We start from the raw sequence: 16,727 nt of genomic DNA on the forward strand, positions 1-16,727 counted from the left end.
AGCCGGTGGACCGCGGCGGATTCAGCACGTTTTAAGCCGCCTTCGGTTCGGGTATGCTTTGAAAAAAAGAAAGGAATGACAGTCTATGAAAACAAAACGTAAAAAAGTGGACTATTCAAAATGGGGCTATATTTTTATCCTTCCGTTTTTTATCAGCTTTTTCATTTTTTCCCTGATCCCTCTGGTAGATACTGTCCGATACAGCTTTTTTGAATACTACCGTTCGGGAATTAAAGAGATTGGACCCAATTTTATCGGGATGGCCAATTATGCAAGCCTCCTGAAATCGGATATGCTGAAATACGGCGCAAATACCCTGATCCTGTGGATCATCGGGTTTATTCCCCAGATCGTGATCGCTCTGGTGCTTGCGGAGTGGTTCGTAGACGCGAGGCTCAAGATCCGCGGTACACAGTTCTTTAAGGTGGTCATTTATCTGCCGAATCTGATCATGGCGTCTGCCTTTGCCATGCTATTTTTTACCATGTTCTCCACCAACGGACCGGTCAATTCGATCCTGATGTCTATCGGGATTATCGGCGAGCCCATCGATTTCCTGGGGACTGCTTTTGGGACCAGATCACTGGTCGGATTCATGAACTTTTTGATGTGGTTTGGAAATTCAACCATTATGCTGATGGCCGCGATCATGGGGATCAGCCCAGATATCTTTGAGGCATCAGATCTGGACGGCTGCAACAGCTTCCAGCGGTTTTTCTATATTACACTGCCGCAGATACGGCCGATCCTTGCCTATACGTTGATCACGGCTATCATCGGCGGTCTGCAGATGTTCGATGTTCCGCAGATCCTGACAAACGGACAGGGAACTCCGGACCGTACGTCCATGACGCTGATCATGTTCCTGAACAGCCATCTGAAGAGCAGGAACTACGGTATGGCAGGCGCGCTGTCTGTTTACCTGTTTATCGTCAGCGGGATCCTCTGCTTTATCGTATACCGTATGACCAACAATGACGATCCGGATGGCTCCAAGGCAGCGGCAAAGAAAGCAAGAAAACAGCAGCGAAAGCAGCAGAGGAGGGGATAGTCTATGAAATCACAACAGCCAAGTCATTTACGGAGTATCATCGCACATATCGTATTGATCCTTCTGTCGTTTATGTGCCTGTTTTTCTTCTACATCCTGATCGTCAACGCGACACGGTCCCATGCGGATCTGCAGAAGGGATTTTCCGCGCTGCCGGGAAGCTATCTGCTGAAAAACCTGAGCAGTGTGGCCAATGACGGAACCTTCCCGATGTTTCGGGGGATCCTGAACAGCCTGATCGTTTCCGGATGCTCCGCGGCGATCTGCACGTATTTTTCGGCATTGACGGCTTACGGCCTGTATGCGTACGACTTCAAATTGAAGAAGGCAGCATTTACATTTATCATGGCGATCCTTGTCATGCCGACACAGGTAACCGCAATGGGATTCCTGCGTTTGATCACGAACATGGGAATGTATGACTCCCTGCTTCCGCTGATCATCCCGTCCATTGCGTCGCCGTCCGTGTTCTACTTTATGCACAGCTATCTGCAGTCCTCCCTTCCGCTGTCACTGGTGGAGGCATCCAGAATTGACGGCTGCGGAGAATTCCGGACATTCAACCGGATCGTGCTTCCGATCATGAAACCGGCCATCGCGGTGCAGGCAATCTTTTCCTTTGTCGGCTCCTGGAACAACTACTTCGTTCCGGCCCTGGTCATCCAGTCCAAGGACAAGATGACGGTGCCGATCCTGATCGCGACACTCCGTGGCGCGGATTATATGAACTTTGACATGGGGAAGATCTATACCATGATCCTGGTGGCCATCGTGCCAATCATCATCGTATACCTGCTTCTGTCCAAGTACATCATCGCAGGCGTAACACTGGGCGGCGTGAAAGAATAGCCGTCAGGGACCAAAAAAGACAGGCATTCACAAGTTTGTTTGTGCGGCCTGTCTTTTTTGACTGCAGCCGGTTGGCAATCATTCCGACAGCTTGATCACAACCAGCTCCCCTTCCCGGACTACGGAACCCTGCCGCGGCCATGCCGGCATCCCTTCCCCGAGCTTCTCCGCCGCTTCCCATTGCTGCGCGTCCGGATTCTGATATTCGTAACCCAGCACATGCCAGTAACTAAGCACCCTTTTGCAGGTCCCTCCCGGGACCGTCTGATCCCATTCATAAAAAGAGTGTCCCAGCGTTTCTCCCTGGATCATGGAGGGATTACAGGTCGGCGACCATTTTCCAAGGATGGCTACCGCAGTTTCCTTCCCGCCGTCTGCCGCGGACTCCGCGGAGTTGCCTGCCGCCGCTTCCCCGCCGTCTGCCGCGGACTCCGCGGAATTGCCTGCCGGCGCCGCTTCCCCGCCGCTCACCGTCTCAATCCGCTCGATCAGCCGCTCCGTCAGAGCATTTTCCTGCTGGCTCACCACATAATCCGAATAAAGCAGACGGTTATCCATCACAATATTTCCCCTGAAAATAAGAAGAAACAGGAACGCTGCGGCGGTAAGCCCGATGGCCTTGCCATGCTCCGAAAGCATTTCCGCAGATTCCAGAAAACGTTCCCCGATCATTTCCGTACCCGCCGCCGCGACAAAGGGCAGCGCGAGCTGTCCTCGGACAACCAGCGGCGCGCCCAGCAGGGCGGGCAGGAAAAACGGCGAAGCCAGCAGCAGGAAGGTCACGAAAATAGAATACGGATAAAATTTGCGTTCCGCGCTTTTTTTTCTGAGCTTCCAAAATGCCGACAGCAAGAGGCCGACAGCCGCAAATAGATACCATCTGTTCCAGAAAATATTTTTCGCCAGCACAGTATCGCTGATATAGAGCTTCAGGGAGGTTATGATCTCGTCCAGGGGCGCTTTTCCCCAGCGGATCATATTGTCCGTGTAGGTTCCGGCTTCGACGCGCGCCAGGAACATCAGGATTTTGCCCAGCAGGGTACAGATCAGATAATCGCACAAAAATACGGAGGCCAGCTTTACGGAAATAAGAAAGACACGGCTTCCGATCTCGTCACTCCGGTAATGATATGCCAGGAGAAAGGATGCCAGGGACGCAGAGATATAGACCGGCACGAATGCCTGATAGGAGGCAAAGCACCAGACTCCCAGCATGACAGACAGCAGGAGCCGGAGGATCCCGCCGGACAGGATCCACTGCCATTCCAGCAAAAGCGCCGCCGCGCAGAGCAGCATGGCAAATGCAACTTCAAAGGACTGGCACTGGAAGTTGCTCAGCTCCACCATGGGGACGCTGGAAAAGAACAGCACCGGGAATACCCAGCTCAGCTCCGTCCGGCTCAAGTCCCTTCCTTTGATCCAATAAAAAAAATACATCCAGGCCAGACTGTAGCCAAAGGTCGTCAGCACCATCAGAACCGCGGCGAATCCGGGAATCAGGCTCAGCAGTCCGGTGAGCCATTTTGTAAAGACCAGACCATATCGATTGATCCCGATCCATCCTTTATAAAAATTCATCTGCAATACGACACATTCCTCGGTGTCGATGGAAAAGCTGAAATGAAACAGCATGAATCCATAGGTCAAAAGCAGCATGCTCAGTATGATGAAGATGGAGCTCCGGTTCGTTCTGCAGAAATAAGTGAAACCTTCGATATGTCCCTCCGGACGGGGGGTGGTGTAATGCGTTGGCGTTTCCATAAATCTAAGCTCCTCATAGCGATACATTCGTCGTTTTTCATGAATCAGACATCGCTGAATCATATATAGTATAGCCAGGAAATATGGAAAATATTCCACCTGTACGGTTGGATGGTCTTAAGATCATCCAACCTGCGCATCCCCATTCGCAAAATCCGTGCTATCGCACTCTGGCGTCTACAGCATCCCATTCATCCAGGACAAAGACAAACCGTTGATCTGTTTTCTGATACAGCATTGTATTGGCCATCACGCTTTTTCCGAATCGGCGCGGCCGGGTGATACAGAAATAGCGCTGGCTTGTCCCCAGCGCTGGGATGAGCTCGGTGAGCAGCTCGGATTTATCTGCAAAGTAGGCTTCCGAAGCAGTAGCCCTGTAAGAATCAAAAGGATTCCTGCATTTACAGATCCGCAAACACCTCCATCTGTTTTTTCAATTCCTCTACGATCTCCCGGTTCACATCCATACGCCCGGTGATATCCGCCATATCGTCCACCAGGCTCTTTGTGCTGCCGGCTACGCCCGTGATCCCGGACGCCCCTTCGTCCAGAGCCTTTGTGATGCTCCCGATGGAATCAGCGATCTCGTTCATGGAATTTCTCAGCCGGTCCGTCCGGCTGTTGAAGGCGTCGATCATTTCCTGTACATAATCCGCGTCCTCCTTATACTGCCTGCCGGAATGCACAAATTCCTGAAATTCCTTCAGGATCGTTTCGCTCAGGTAATCGGCCATGCCCTGAGAATGCCGGGAAAGATTATGTACCGCCTTTGTCACCACCTCGTTGACCTCTTGGATGCGTCCCGCCGTTTCGCCGCAGGAATCCGCCAAGCTCTTGATCTCCTGCGCCACCACCGCGAATCCATTTCCCGCGTCGCCGGCCCGCATGGCTTCTACGGAAGCATTGAGGGCGATCAGGTTGGTGGTGGAGGAAATGGCTACGATCTCATTGGTCAGGCTGTTCACCTGATCCACGCTTTTACTGTTCTCAATGGCTTCGCCAAGCACCTCCAGGATATCGGAAGCCTTTTTCCGGATCACCTCTGTGTTTGTCTGGGCGGATGCTTCCATCTCATTGGCCCGCGTCTTCATGGCCGAAGAATACTCCATGATGGCGCCGCATTCCGATGCCATATCCTGGACATCCAGCTTGATATCCGAAGCGCTGCTGTTGATATTGGACGCGTTGCTTGCCACCTTTACGATCGCCTGGGACAGAGAATCCGCAAGAGAGGAAAGCCCTTCTGCGCTTCTGCCCGAGGTCCGTGTGCGCTTGAGCACCTCGCCGGCTACGCCGTTCAGCTTTTCCGAGCTCTCCTGAAGTGTATTTACCGTACCTTTGATCGGCGTGATCACGTAGGTCTTGATGATCTTGACCGCCGCAGGCACCAGGATCACACAGGCCGCAATGGACACGGCCGTGATGATGAGTGAAATGATATAGACGGCCAGGAGCTTTTGCCTTGCGTCCGCGGTCCGGGCGCTGACGGCCTCGTCCAGCTCTGCCGTATTGCTCTCAATGGCTGCTCCGAAGCTTGCCACGTCGCCGTTCGCGTATGTGTAGGCATCCTGAGTCTTGCTGTCTGCGCTGGCGCACACCAGATAGACCAGAGAGTGCTTGAAAGACTCATAGTTGGATATAAGCTGGGAATAGAGCGCTTCCTCATCCTTTGTGATATATTTTTTGTATTCCTCTAAATAGGACTCCAGCGCCTCTTCTTCCTCTTTGATCTGTGTCACGACGGTGATCATCGTGTTGTAGTCCGTGGCAACAATGTGGGACAGCGCCATTTTGTGTATGTTCGCGGTGGCATATCGGATAACCTGCAGGGTTTCCGAGCCAACCATATAATTGTCCACGATCTTTGAGGCATTGGAGTTGACATTGTTGATGCTGAAAACCGACAGGAGATTGGAGATCAGCGCCACGGCTCCCAGGAGTAGGATGGGAAGTATCAGGCGCTGCTGTATACTAAGCTTTGTTTTCATGTGGTCTTAACAAATCCTTTCGATAGATAATGCGGTCTTTGTATTCTGTAATCTACCTTGCGCAGACGCCCTCCGTCATCTGGTCAAGCTGCTCCTGCAAATCCTGTCCGGTGGGATTTCCCGCCGCCATATTACCCGCGAACAGGGAAACCGGATCCCAGAACTTTCCGCCCACCCGCTGCAGCTGGGAAAATTCAGACTGCTCCAGGAGGGCCGCGATCGCCGGGGACTGCTGGATCTCGGCAGATGCCGCAACCGTGATATTGGCCGGCCCCTGTCCCCGCAGCTCAAACCGGAGACGCTGGTTTTCCTCATTGGTGATCCATTCCGCAAGCCGGGCGGCCCATTCCGGGTGCTTAGAATATGCGTTGACCCCGATCAGCTTGCAGCCGGAAAAGGAAGCCATCTGTATCTGCCGGTCAGCGCAGGTATAGGTGGGCAGTTTGGCCGCTCCCGCATGCTCCCCCCAGGCCTCCTCAACTGCAACGGCATTCCATACGCCGCTGATGCCTGCGGCCACAGACCCGTTCCGGACCCCGTCCACAAATTCCGTATCGATCCGGCTGGCGAACCCGGGGTTTGCCGCGATCCGGAGCATGGCCTGTGCCACGTCGATCCCGCGGATGTCCCCTTCCGTCTGGTTCCAGGTGCAGTAATTGGTGATGCCGTCGTCGTTGAGCCCGATCTCCAGGCCCGTATTTCCAAAGAAGGAGTATACATACCAGGCTGAACTCCAGTCCATCACGAACTGCCGTCCGCCTGCAGCCGCGGCCTCCAGGATTCCGTCCAGCGTCTTCACCTGCTCCTCACTGATAAATTGCTTATTATAATATAGAAAGTATCCGTTGTCTGCCGTCAGCGGATAAGCGTACAGCGTATTGCCTACCGAGGCCGCCTCCGCTGCGCTGGTCAGGCTTTGACTCCGGATCTCGTCCGCATTGTCAATGGGGTCCACGGCGCCTGCCGCGGCCAGCGCATTTAACTGGTCGTCCGCAAATGTAAAGACATCCGCGCCCTCCTCCAGGCCGCCAAGCAGCGCGTCCTTGCAGGCCGATTCGCCCTGCGCCTGAAATGTGATCTGAAAATCCGCCTGGCCCTGATAATGGTCCCGGAAGCTCTGGATGATCTGATTCATCAGATCCGCATCCTCCTCAGCGCCCCAGACGGTCAGGCTGACCTGTTCCGTTTGCGTCTCCGCGGGAGACTTTTTCTCAGAAGCATTACATCCCGTAAAGGATGCCGCGCAGAGTACGGTTAAAAATAAAAGGTATATTCGTTTTTTCATGTCTGTCTCGTTCCTTGTAAAATCAAGATGATAGCATTGATCCCTTTTTTGCTTCTTAGCTGCATATGAAAACAGGGAAATCTTATTCTTAATTATATAATCGGACGGGGAGTTTTTCAAGCATTAAATATCGCGGAGATAAGCTGCTTGATAAGCGCTTGTTACTGTTCACACGGTGCCGCGCGGCATCCGGCCAATTCAGTGATGGGCTGGATGCCGTTACTGTGAGCGCCCGGTCAGGGTATGAACAGTAACGCCACATAAAAGCTGTTATTCAGGTCTGTTTATTTCGGTTGCCAGAAGAGAGAATTGACGATATAATAAGGGTAAGATATTTTTCCATCAGGACATGGAAGAAAATATTTCCAGCTGTGCGGTTGGAATATTTGCGAGAGGATAAGATCATATGCAGAAAAAGACACCAGATTACGATAACGTGTTTAAGACGATGAAGATGAAACATAAAAGATTGTTTATTTCCGTAATTAACGAAACGTTTGGGAAGCATTATCCGACAGACGCAAGGGTAGAAACGCTGCCTTCAGAAGGGTTTCTGACAGAAAACGAGACAGCGGATGGAAGCAAGGACATCGAAGAACAGATTTCTGATTTTGTTCTTAAGATTGAAAATGAAATTTATCTTTTGGAATGCCAGAGCTATGATGACGGCTCCATGGCGATCCGGATTGCGGAATATGCGTTTATCGTTGCAAGGCAATTTGCGGTTTGGGATATCGGCCATGCGACCATTCCCATGCCGAGATTTTCAATCATTTATATCAAGAGGACGGAAAAAACTCCGAAAGCAACCACGATCACGTTCACATTTCCGGATGGGCAGGAAATCAATTATGAGTCGCCGAATGTGATTTTAGCGGAATTTACAAAAGAATATATTGTGGAAAAGAGGTTGTTTCCCTATATCCCTTTTTATATTGCAAGGTATGAAAAGGATCTTATTTCGGAAAGTAATATAGACAATGCGGTAAAGGATTTGAAATATTTCCGGCATGAGATGGTTCAGATGCATAAAAAAGGTGAGTTATCGGATTATGAGATTGTTGACCTTATGGGATTTGTGAATACGATCATTACCCACATTACGAATGGAAATGAAAATGAGGAAAGGCTGGTGAATATTATGGGAGGAACAGTAATAGAGACAGAGTCTGAGAGATTGATTCGTAAAGGAATAGAAGCCGGAAAAGCGGAAGGAATAGAAGCCGGAAAAGCGGAAGGAAAAGCAGAGGAAATCGTTGAAATGGGACAGGAATTTGGTTTGGACGATGCAGCGATTTTAAAAAGATTGCAGGAAAAAATCGGGCTATCTCTCGAAAAGGCAGCCGCCTATTTGGAGCAGTATGGAAAACAGCTCGTGTAGACCGTAAAAAAGGTGTTATACTGAGTGCCAGCCGCATAGGGAATTATGCCGCTTTTCGGCTGGCGCGATATTTATGAGTTACTATTCACAGTCATTTCACTCACATGCGCAAAAACAGTCGGCAAAGCCGTCTGCCGATGCTTCGCATCTTGATTTTTTGCTTATGTGGGTGAAGTGACTGATTCCAGTCAGATAAAAACTGTGAATAGTAACATTTATGACAGATTTCATCGACCATGAGTATAGGTCTGCAATTAAAATGGGACAGTGCGGAAAAGGCGCTGTCCCATTTTGAATATGGGCTTTAGCCTGTTGAGTCCAGCCACTATTACAAAAGAAAGGAAAAGTGATTTTATGGCAAACAAAGCCAGTGACATTTCCGATCGAAAACAGGGTGTAAAAGAGGGACTGAAACCGTATAGCTGAAAAAAATATCTGTGGCCATCCGGCCTTTCACAAGATATAAATTGTAGAATTTTGGGCAGTATAATTTCTGTGGTATTCTGTTACAAATGATTTTTCAAGAGTATTCTGCGAAAAAGCGGAGGTGAGGAAGGTGAAGGACGGATTCGCGTTTGATACATTTGTGGATCTCTACGGAGATATTTTTGCGGAGTATCTGAGTGTAGTCACTGCAAAGCTGCCCGGAGAAAATGAAGTCTACCGCTCTATCCGGGACGAGATCGAAACGCTGTATGAAGCATATCCCAAGGTCCTGGAGATATTTGACGCTGAGAAAACGTCAGACTTGAATGAGCAGGAATGCACGGCGCTGATCAAGGTACTGGAGCTGAAAAGCAGGCTTACAGATATGGAAATGGAGTCAATCTATTTCAGGGGATGCTGTGACGGGATCGGATATCTGAAAAAGGCAGGGATCCTTGGAAGGGATGCTGTGTAGGAGAGCGGTACGGCGTCCGATCCAGGGATCCACGCCGCGCCGGCTGGAACTTTTAACGACGTAAATGTGAACGACTGGCCCGATCAACCGGAGGCTGCCATCTCCTACCATTTTTATCAAACTTCTTTTTCAGAGCGATTTCCGTAGGAATGATAGAACCGGCCAAAATAATCATTTGAACGGCGCACAGGATGAGTCCGGCATTTTCTATGGTATCCTTGTCCTGCCCTATCACAAGGCACATGATAATCACGGATATCGGCAATAATAGGATTCCGCAGAGATACCAGATCCTTCCGCAATACCTGTGGGCAAATTCCCAGGTTGTTCTGTTTTTCATGGACATGGATGTCCGATATCCGGTTACGCTGTTGATTTTTTTCGGCGGTTTTTTCATATAAGATCTTCCAATTCCGATCATAGTAAATGGAATCAATAATTCCATGATAAGCAAAAATATCCAAAATCCCATAATGCCCTCCTTTACTTTCCATCCTATCACACGGTTTCGGATAATTCTACACAGAGAACCTGAAATACGGGGATCATAACCTATATTACATAAGTTTTGCGCAATGAATTTGTCGCGTTCCAGTCTGGATTTTGTCAGGAAACATATTATCAAGCTGCGTGCCCTGTAATAATATCAATCATCTAAGGAACTGTCCCCGCAGTAGATGTTTATAATCCCCCTGCTCCGACTTTGAGCGGGGCAGGGGGATTATAATGGGCCGGTTAGATATTCCCGTTCCTCCGGATACATTCCTGATACCAATAATAAGAATCCTTGGGATAGCGCTTCAGATCCTTCTCATTTTCATTTGTACGGTTTACATAGACCAGGCCGTAACGCTTTTCCATCCCCTGGCTGCTGGAGACCAGGTCAATAAAGGACCAGGGGTTATAGCTGAGGATTTCCACGCCGTCACGGATTGCGGCAGCCATTGCTTTGACCATTTCGCTGAGATATTCGATTCGGTTTTCATCGTGTACCCGGCCGCCTGTCAATACCTCCTGCTCACAGGAGAGTCCGTTTTCCGTTATGATGATCGGAAGATGGAAGCGTTCGTATAATTTCCGCAGGGCAAGATGAAAGCCGATTCCATCGGTATTCCACTCGGGATTGGAATATTTGGTAAAAGGATTCTGATAATATTGCGCAAATCCTTTTTCCTTCCTGCGCCGCCGCGGCAGCTCTGGGCCTTCATAATTACCGAAGGACTCTTTTTCTTCGATATACTGTCCGACGACTTCCGTCGTATACCAGTTTACACCGATAAAATCTGGTTTTGCGCCTTTCATTAGATTCTCGTCCCCAGGTTCGGTTTCAAACAGCAGCCCCTTTTCCCGGAGCCGGTTGATCAGATAGCAGGGATATTCTCCTCTCATCAGCACATCCATGATGGAAAAAGAATAGATATCTTCTATTTCATATGCCGTCAGCTGGTCCTTTGGATCCAGTGTGGCCGGATAAACCGTACAGTAAGAAATGCAGGGGCCGATCTTACCGCCTGTTCCGAGAGAATGGAAAAGCTTCATCACCTGCGCATTTGCAAGATTCATATGATGATATGCCTGCCAGGACTCTTTGGGGTCCTTCAGACCGGAAAACTGCGGGATATTGGCCAGTACGTCCTCCTCATTGATCGTAAGCCAGTATTTGACACGGCTCCTGAAATGAGTAAAACAGGTGCGCGCATAGAGCAGGAACGCGTCAATTGCCTTCCGGGAAACAAAACCCCTGTATTCTTCGATCATCCACTGCGGCAGGTCAAAATGATACAGTGTTACGATTGGTTCAATCCCATTTGCCTTTAACTCATCGACAACGTTGTCATAAAAATTCAGGCCCTCCTGATTGAGTACCCCTGTGTTGTCAGGGTACAGACGCGCCCAGGAAATGGAAAATCGAAAGCTTGTCAGCCCGCATGCTTTCATCAGCGCAATATCTTCCCGATAACGGTGGTAAAAATCAGATGCCACTGTTGTATCTGCGATGCCGGACTGACGTCTGCTCTCCATACATCGAAGATCGGCCGCGGTCGAACCCTTTCCGTCTTCCTGCCAGGCTCCTTCCGCCTGGAAGGCGCTGATCGCGGCGCCCCATAAAAATTTTTTTGGAAATATTTCCATCCGTTATCCCTCCTCACCATTTGAAAATGCTTGTTCCTGCCTGAGCTGGGCCTTATTATCCATCATGGTAAAAGGCAGATAGATGACAAAATCTAAGAATACACAAAGAATCCAGATGATAGCAAGTAAAACTCCTCCGACAAAAAAATCAACGATGATTCCGGGAGTCACCCAGGGGAAACCCAAAACAAAAGTTGGATTTAAGCTCATATGGAATATACTGAAAATTCCCCACCCCAGGAACCCATTTACCAGCGGTGTGAGCAGCATGGGAAGAAAATAGTATGGATTCAGCATCAACGGTACACCAAAGATGATCGGTTCATTGATATTAAAAATGTTTGGAATTACCACAACCTTTCTCAGTGCCTTTAACTTTTCAGACCTTGCAAAAAACAGGCTTCCGCAGAATCCGAGTGTACAGCCATTGCCGCCGATCGAACACACCAGATATACAACGATGATCGAGGCATAAGGCAGCGGAGAGCCGGAAGCAAAGGCTTCCGTATTTGCAATGATAGCGCCGATGATCACGGGTGTATATACGCTGGTGATAGCGGAGGGGTGGATCCCGCAGAACCACAGCAGGTTGCAGAATACGGTGAATATGATAAATGCAAGGGGCGAGGTGCCGAACCTCATAAACGGTGTCTGGATCATGGTTGCGATCAGGCTGAACAAATTTTCAAACGGCGTATGGCTGAATCCGAGTTTGATCAAAACCGCCGCTGTGATGAGGATGATGGAAGGGATGCAGGCCGAAATCGCGTCTGCTACCATCGGAGGAACAGATTCAGGCAGCTTCAGCTTGATTCCCTTATCCATCAGGGCACAATAGGCTGCAGTTGTGATGACTGAGATCAGGATAGCCACAAAGATCCCGTTGCTCCCCAGGTAATCGGAGGTCAGAGCCATGACAGACTGATCCTCTCCGATGGAAAGAGTGGAAGGAACCTGGATCAAAAATACGGCCATGGACAATACCGTTGCAATGAGGTTGTGATATCCGCGTATCTTACTGTATGAATAAGATATCGTCACAAGAAGATAGACCGCGAGCAGGGACATGGTGACACCGATCGCTTCCTGGCCTGCGCGGTACAGCCCGGAGCTTTCGAGAAAAGTACCCCAGCCGCCCACATTGATATTTACCAGAATTGAGACCAGGGCAATCCCGATGGTGATCGGAACCGTGGCAAGGCATCCTTGGGCCACCGCTTGCAGAACCTTATTTGCTCCGACCTTTTGAGCGAGCGGATTGAATATTTTTTGCATGGATTCTTCAAATTTTTCTAATAGTTTCATGGCTGCTTTTTATCCCTCCATCATGTTTAACGCGATATCTAAAACCGCTTCTCCATTCATCATCCCGTAAAGTGGAGCCGGGATTACGCTGATCCTGATGCCCTCCGGCTCATACTTTTTCCGGATCTGCCCTTCCAGATAGGCAATCTGCGGGCCGAGCAGAAGGACATCCGTCTGCTTTCCGCCTGTATCAAAAGAAGATTCCGACATAGCCTGGATCTGTACGTCCAGATTCCGGGAATCCGCCGCGGCCTTCATGCGGCTTACCATCATACTTGTTGACATTCCTGCGACACAAATTAGTGTAATCTGTTTCATTTTTATTCCCCTTTCTTTTTATAAATAACCTTTGATAAATGAATGATGTGCTCCGCAAGGTCCTTTACTGTGATCGCGTTCATGAGATGATCCTGCGCGTGTACTATCAGCAATGTGACGCGTACAGAATCATCACCGTTTAATTCCGCCTGGATCAGCCCGGTCTGGATGTTATGCGCCTGATTGAGTGACGATTTACACTCTTCCATTAGCTTTTCAGCCTGGTCAAACTGACCTTCCGCGGCGGCCGATACGGCGTTCAGTGCCTTTCCCCGCGCGTCCCCGTCGTTTACGATAAGCTCCATGACCTGATTTTCAAATTCCATGATATACTCCTTTCCATTTTCCGATATTTTCCTGTAAGCGCTTTTGGATTGATTCTATAATAATACTTAACCTGCGGGAACTCCAATCAAAAAAACGCTCCATTCAATCCTGCAAAAATTGAATGGAGCATTTTATGTAGTGATTCATACGGCGGCTGGTTTGAACAGCGATCTTTTTTCAAGCTATAGCCGGGGAAAAGAACCGCTATTCAGCAGCCGAATCAAAGTTTGATGATCGGGGCGCGCTTCCAACTCGCTTATGGCTGCGGCGTCTGAAAGCAGCCGGATCGTACCCTCGTAAAACTTCTGAATATCAGGATCCTCCCCTTTCCCAATTAATGCAAGAATAACTAGGGAGACTTCCTTTTTACCCCAGAAAACAGGCTTGCGGAGGACTCCTACAGCGATCATTGTACTTTCCGGGATCAGCCGGTCCGGGTGCGGGAGCGCTGAGCGGATTCCGATATCGGTGGACGCGGTATTTTCCCTGTTCATGACAGACTGGAAAAAATCCTCCGGCATCGGATATCTTTCGGAAATCATTTCACACATTTGCTCGAGGACCTCATCCTTATGTTCCCTGCATAAATCTGAAAAGAATAAATCTTCTTTATAATAGGACTCCCATAGAAACGGTTTATCGGACTGCAGGGCCAGGCGCATCTCTGCCTGGTTATTCAAGGTCAGAAGCTCGTTGATCTCAATGACAGGAATCTGGATGCCGCGGTTGAGCGGTACGGTGGTAACGACCAGATCAATCTCCTCAAAATCACGATCCTCCAATTCCAATGTTCCTTTTACGTATAGCCGGTCAATATGATCATAAAATCTGCTTTCTATCTGATGTCTTAAAAGCTGGGCCGTGCCGCGTCCGGAAACACAGACCAGAAGCACATTTTTCTTTTCGGGGCTGTGCTCTTTCTTTTGCAGAGCCAGTTCAAAGATTACAGCCAGATATCCGATTTCATCGTCAGAGACAGAGGCTTCATAGATATGTTCCAATTCCGCTGCCATAAAACCGGCAATCTGGCATGCCAGAGGATACATGGAACGAATGTTTTCAAGCAGTGGATTTGCCAGCTTCAGGCCGTATTTCAAACGGATATCCATAGGCATCATATGCTGCGCCAGGGACATATGTAATTCCAGATTGCCGCGGAGATCAATGTGGAATTCCTGATAGATCGACTCCAGGATCTCACCAAGCTTTGTATAGATTTCATTTCGGATCACCAGATTTTCTCTATATTGTATCAGCTGGTTCCGGTTGTTGTTTCCGCACATCCAGACAGCAAGGCTGAGCTTTTCCAATTCAGGCCATTCCACCTGGAAATCTCTTTCAAGCTCCTGAACCAGGGATTCTATAAAAAAATAGTCCTCCCGTTCCAGATAGTCTCTCTGATCCGGATGAAAAGAAATAAAATGTTCTTCCCGTATTCTCTGGATCGCGATATAAATATATTCTACAAAAGCCTGATAGGCAGCTTCGGAAAAAAACCTGTCAAATGGTAGTTACTCATAAAACAGTATCAACCAACAAATTGAAATAGGGTAGCTGCCATACGGGGTGCAGAAAAAGGCGAGTGAGAAACAAAGCGTTTCTTGCCCGCTTTTTTCATGCTCTTTGTTACGCAGTAGGGGCTGAGAAAGCCTTGATACAAGCGGCTTTGCGGGTACGTTTTCCGCGCGGCAAGGGTTTTATACCCTTTCCCTCAAAAACGCCTTTCTACTGCGTAACAAACCTGTGGTAATTATCCGAGGGAGCATAGACCGCCTATCTTGGCTTTTCCAATGTTGGAAAAGCCTACATTGGATTATCCAACATTGGAAAAACCTACGTTGGAAAATCCAACGCAATTAAATAAAGATATAAACAACTAGAGAAATACCAAATACAGATTTAATCAAATACCCATTCCCTTCCTATCCTTTCCCTAATCTCTCTCATTTGGGGGCAAAGCAAAACGGCAGAGCCGCCGGAATGGAAAAGAACGGAATGGAAACGGCAATATAAAAATATCGTTTGTTATGTTACGCAGTAGAACCTCATTTTTAAGGGTGGGAGTATAAAACCCTTACCCCTGCCCTTATCTTCTCTGTAATGCCGCTTAAATCAAGCAAGAAGCACACTCTATCGCGTAACATTCCATAATGGATAGAGAGCGTAAGCGGTTTATCCGATTGCGCTCTCTTGGCTGCCCAACAGCAAAGACAGGGAAAGCCGTCAAGGACACGCAAGCGTGCATTTTATCCTTGACGGCTTTTTCTGGCTTTGCTACTTCTTACCTGTCAAAACGGAATTGCAGGATAGCTTTGATAAGCTGTGCTTTCAAACGGTCTTGAATATCGTCGTTAATATGCCCGCGATAAGTAGACAGATATTTAATCCGCGCTGTGTAATGCCGCAGTACCGCGTCTATGGCTTCCGGCTCGCCGGCAACAGCTTTCTCAATGGTTTCAAAGGGTATCAGTTTCTTATTCCTCATGTTTTGTTTTCTCCAGTTCTTTTCTTAACTGCTTCAATGCCGCCAGTTTCCAGTAGTTGACTGCACTTCTGCTTCTTTTGTATTCATTCCCGATTTTTCTTTCGCTGTAACCGAGGAAGAAATTCATCAGCAGAACAGTACGCCTTTGTTCTGACAGGTTAGCTAATGCGTCGGCTAACCGTTTACTTGTAACGACGACTTCTTTCCCTTGCACGACAAAAACAGTCGGCTTCTCATAAACATACTGCTCAAAATAGTTATCGGTTGCAAACGGTTCAAAAGACGTTTCCGACATCAGATAGTCAAGTGATACTTCATGCTTCTGTTTCCGTCCCAAATCGCGGTACGCGCTGATTGCCGCATTGCGGAGAACGATTTTACAGAACGCGGCAAAGGCATATTCGATATGCTCCATAAATTGTTCGGAATACCTCATTTTCTCATCACCCCCTTTCCTCCCAGTAGGGGGCTATTACAACAAACGCCCATGCAGGCATAAAACCGCATAGGCGTTTGGTAATATGAGTTATTTAAGTAATTATGATGATTTGTGTGTTCATCTCTATGACCGGAATATGCCGTTGCAGAAAATAGGATTTTTTTGACAATCTGCTATTCGTGATAACTGTAATCAACATGACGGCTACCTCCCGAAGCCGCCATAATAAAACAGCGGCTTAGTCTAAGCCGCCGCATTAAGAGTATAGAAGTACGTCTGCTGGACGACGGCTTTTTTCTTTTGCCGTCGTCCAGCAGATTTACGCAGATGTTAAATTGTTGACTTCAAGAGTATTTCTTCAAATCGCTGTAAATTCGACAATTAAAGCTGCTTTTTATTGAAAAGGCGAATGGCAATCAACACCCCCAAAATGGATAAGGAAATGGAAATAACAGCAGGTATCATAAATTCTGCCGGAACAGCTTCGCCGGAAATCAAATCTAT

16 protein-coding genes and 1 pseudogene are annotated in these 16,727 nt (G+C 48.5%); 4 read left to right on the forward strand and 13 right to left on the reverse strand.

Annotation, left to right across the window (positions count from 1 at the left end):
• The first annotated feature begins 85 nt into the window (after positions 1-85).
• Both ACTOY7_RS03075 and ACTOY7_RS03080 read left to right on the forward strand, forming a co-directional pair.
• Positions 86-1,051, forward strand: coding sequence for a carbohydrate ABC transporter permease (locus tag ACTOY7_RS03075; protein ID WP_160284943.1), 966 nt, complete (start codon positions 86-88; stop codon positions 1,049-1,051).
• A gap of 3 nt (positions 1,052-1,054) precedes the next feature.
• Positions 1,055-1,900 carry a carbohydrate ABC transporter permease gene (locus ACTOY7_RS03080; protein WP_160284942.1) on the forward strand — a complete coding sequence of 282 codons (846 nt, stop codon included), beginning with the start codon at positions 1,055-1,057 and terminating at the stop codon, positions 1,898-1,900.
• Positions 1,901-1,978: 78 nt separating this feature from the next.
• Here ACTOY7_RS03080 and ACTOY7_RS03085 read toward each other — a convergent pair whose 3' ends face one another.
• The 4 genes from ACTOY7_RS03085 to ACTOY7_RS03100 form a co-directional block, all read right to left on the reverse strand.
• A complete protein-coding gene (locus ACTOY7_RS03085; RefSeq protein WP_482670910.1) occupies positions 1,979-3,661 on the reverse strand; it encodes a glucosyltransferase domain-containing protein in 1,683 nt (560 codons plus the stop codon).
• A gap of 160 nt (positions 3,662-3,821) precedes the next feature.
• Positions 3,822-4,076, reverse strand: coding sequence for an AAA family ATPase (locus tag ACTOY7_RS03090; RefSeq protein ID WP_482670911.1), 255 nt, complete (start codon positions 4,074-4,076; stop codon positions 3,822-3,824).
• Complete coding sequence (locus tag ACTOY7_RS03095; RefSeq protein ID WP_394682739.1) at positions 4,063-5,649, reverse strand: methyl-accepting chemotaxis protein; 1,587 nt, start codon at positions 5,647-5,649, stop codon at positions 4,063-4,065. Before ACTOY7_RS03095 ends, ACTOY7_RS03090 begins: the two co-directional genes overlap by 14 nt.
• Before the next feature lie 52 nt (positions 5,650-5,701).
• A complete protein-coding gene (locus ACTOY7_RS03100) occupies positions 5,702-6,934 on the reverse strand; it encodes an extracellular solute-binding protein (RefSeq protein WP_300884931.1) in 1,233 nt (410 codons plus the stop codon).
• A gap of 406 nt (positions 6,935-7,340) precedes the next feature.
• Here ACTOY7_RS03100 and ACTOY7_RS03105 point away from each other — a divergent pair, with 406 nt between their 5' ends.
• The gene (locus tag ACTOY7_RS03105; protein ID WP_394682914.1) at positions 7,341-8,315 is read left to right on the forward strand and encodes an RpnC/YadD family protein; all 975 of its coding nucleotides are present in this window, start codon (positions 7,341-7,343) and stop codon (positions 8,313-8,315) included.
• 556 nt (positions 8,316-8,871) lie between these two features.
• Positions 8,872-9,216, forward strand: coding sequence for a DUF6664 family protein (locus ACTOY7_RS03110; RefSeq protein WP_394682913.1), 345 nt, complete (start codon positions 8,872-8,874; stop codon positions 9,214-9,216).
• Positions 9,217-9,268: 52 nt separating this feature from the next.
• On the opposite strand, the gene ACTOY7_RS03115 is transcribed toward ACTOY7_RS03110, so the two are convergent.
• The 9 genes and pseudogenes from ACTOY7_RS03115 to ACTOY7_RS03155 form a co-directional block, all read right to left on the reverse strand.
• Positions 9,269-9,688, reverse strand: a complete 420-nt coding sequence (locus ACTOY7_RS03115) for an SdpI family protein (RefSeq protein WP_394682912.1) — start codon at positions 9,686-9,688, stop codon at positions 9,269-9,271.
• Between the two features lie 263 nt (positions 9,689-9,951).
• The gene (locus ACTOY7_RS03120; RefSeq protein WP_394682911.1) at positions 9,952-11,349 is read right to left on the reverse strand and encodes a glycoside hydrolase family 1 protein; all 1,398 of its coding nucleotides are present in this window, start codon (positions 11,347-11,349) and stop codon (positions 9,952-9,954) included.
• A gap of 3 nt (positions 11,350-11,352) precedes the next feature.
• On the reverse strand, positions 11,353-12,654 hold the full coding sequence (locus tag ACTOY7_RS03125; protein ID WP_394682910.1) for a PTS sugar transporter subunit IIC: 1,302 nt from the start codon (positions 12,652-12,654) through the stop codon (positions 11,353-11,355).
• A 9-nt stretch (positions 12,655-12,663) separates the two neighbouring features.
• A complete protein-coding gene (locus ACTOY7_RS03130; protein WP_482670912.1) occupies positions 12,664-12,972 on the reverse strand; it encodes a PTS sugar transporter subunit IIB in 309 nt (102 codons plus the stop codon).
• A 2-nt stretch (positions 12,973-12,974) separates the two neighbouring features.
• Complete coding sequence (locus ACTOY7_RS03135; protein ID WP_482670913.1) at positions 12,975-13,298, reverse strand: PTS lactose/cellobiose transporter subunit IIA; 324 nt, start codon at positions 13,296-13,298, stop codon at positions 12,975-12,977.
• A 183-nt stretch (positions 13,299-13,481) separates the two neighbouring features.
• Positions 13,482-14,582 carry a BglG family transcription antiterminator gene (locus ACTOY7_RS03140; RefSeq protein WP_482670914.1) on the reverse strand — a complete coding sequence of 367 codons (1,101 nt, stop codon included), beginning with the start codon at positions 14,580-14,582 and terminating at the stop codon, positions 13,482-13,484.
• Positions 14,583-14,600: 18 nt separating this feature from the next.
• A pseudogene (locus ACTOY7_RS03145) lies at positions 14,601-14,780 on the reverse strand (PRD domain-containing protein); the annotation flags it as partial.
• Between the two features lie 800 nt (positions 14,781-15,580).
• Positions 15,581-15,784, reverse strand: a complete 204-nt coding sequence (locus ACTOY7_RS03150) for a helix-turn-helix domain-containing protein (RefSeq protein ID WP_006876091.1) — start codon at positions 15,782-15,784, stop codon at positions 15,581-15,583.
• Entirely contained in the window at positions 15,774-16,220 is a 447-nt protein-coding gene (locus ACTOY7_RS03155; RefSeq protein ID WP_120436905.1) for an RNA polymerase sigma factor, read from the reverse strand. The genes ACTOY7_RS03150 and ACTOY7_RS03155 overlap by 11 nt, the downstream gene beginning before the upstream one ends.
• Positions 16,221-16,727: the final 507 nt, after the last annotated feature.

The sequence above is a fragment of the Schaedlerella sp. genome, assembly GCF_056796775.1.

What these genes read in the sequence shown, in the direction of transcription:
- ACTOY7_RS03075 (WP_160284943.1), top strand. Translation starts at nt 86, where the DNA reads ATGAAAACAAAACGTAAAAAAGTGGACTATTCAAAATGGGGCTATATT.
- ACTOY7_RS03080 (WP_160284942.1), top strand. Translation starts at nt 1,055, where the DNA reads ATGAAATCACAACAGCCAAGTCATTTACGGAGTATCATCGCACATATC.
- ACTOY7_RS03085 (WP_482670910.1), bottom strand. Translation starts at nt 3,661, where the DNA reads ATGGAAACGCCAACGCATTACACCACCCCCCGTCCGGAGGGACATATC.
- ACTOY7_RS03095 (WP_394682739.1), bottom strand. Translation starts at nt 5,649, where the DNA reads ATGAAAACAAAGCTTAGTATACAGCAGCGCCTGATACTTCCCATCCTA.
- ACTOY7_RS03100 (WP_300884931.1), bottom strand. Translation starts at nt 6,934, where the DNA reads ATGAAAAAACGAATATACCTTTTATTTTTAACCGTACTCTGCGCGGCA.
- ACTOY7_RS03105 (WP_394682914.1), top strand. Translation starts at nt 7,341, where the DNA reads ATGCAGAAAAAGACACCAGATTACGATAACGTGTTTAAGACGATGAAG.
- ACTOY7_RS03115 (WP_394682912.1), bottom strand. Translation starts at nt 9,688, where the DNA reads ATGGGATTTTGGATATTTTTGCTTATCATGGAATTATTGATTCCATTT.
- ACTOY7_RS03120 (WP_394682911.1), bottom strand. Translation starts at nt 11,349, where the DNA reads ATGGAAATATTTCCAAAAAAATTTTTATGGGGCGCCGCGATCAGCGCC.
- ACTOY7_RS03125 (WP_394682910.1), bottom strand. Translation starts at nt 12,654, where the DNA reads ATGAAACTATTAGAAAAATTTGAAGAATCCATGCAAAAAATATTCAAT.
- ACTOY7_RS03130 (WP_482670912.1), bottom strand. Translation starts at nt 12,972, where the DNA reads ATGAAACAGATTACACTAATTTGTGTCGCAGGAATGTCAACAAGTATG.
- ACTOY7_RS03135 (WP_482670913.1), bottom strand. Translation starts at nt 13,298, where the DNA reads ATGGAATTTGAAAATCAGGTCATGGAGCTTATCGTAAACGACGGGGAC.
- ACTOY7_RS03140 (WP_482670914.1), bottom strand. Translation starts at nt 14,582, where the DNA reads ATGTGCGGAAACAACAACCGGAACCAGCTGATACAATATAGAGAAAAT.
- ACTOY7_RS03150 (WP_006876091.1), bottom strand. Translation starts at nt 15,784, where the DNA reads ATGAGGAATAAGAAACTGATACCCTTTGAAACCATTGAGAAAGCTGTT.
- ACTOY7_RS03155 (WP_120436905.1), bottom strand. Translation starts at nt 16,220, where the DNA reads ATGAGGTATTCCGAACAATTTATGGAGCATATCGAATATGCCTTTGCC.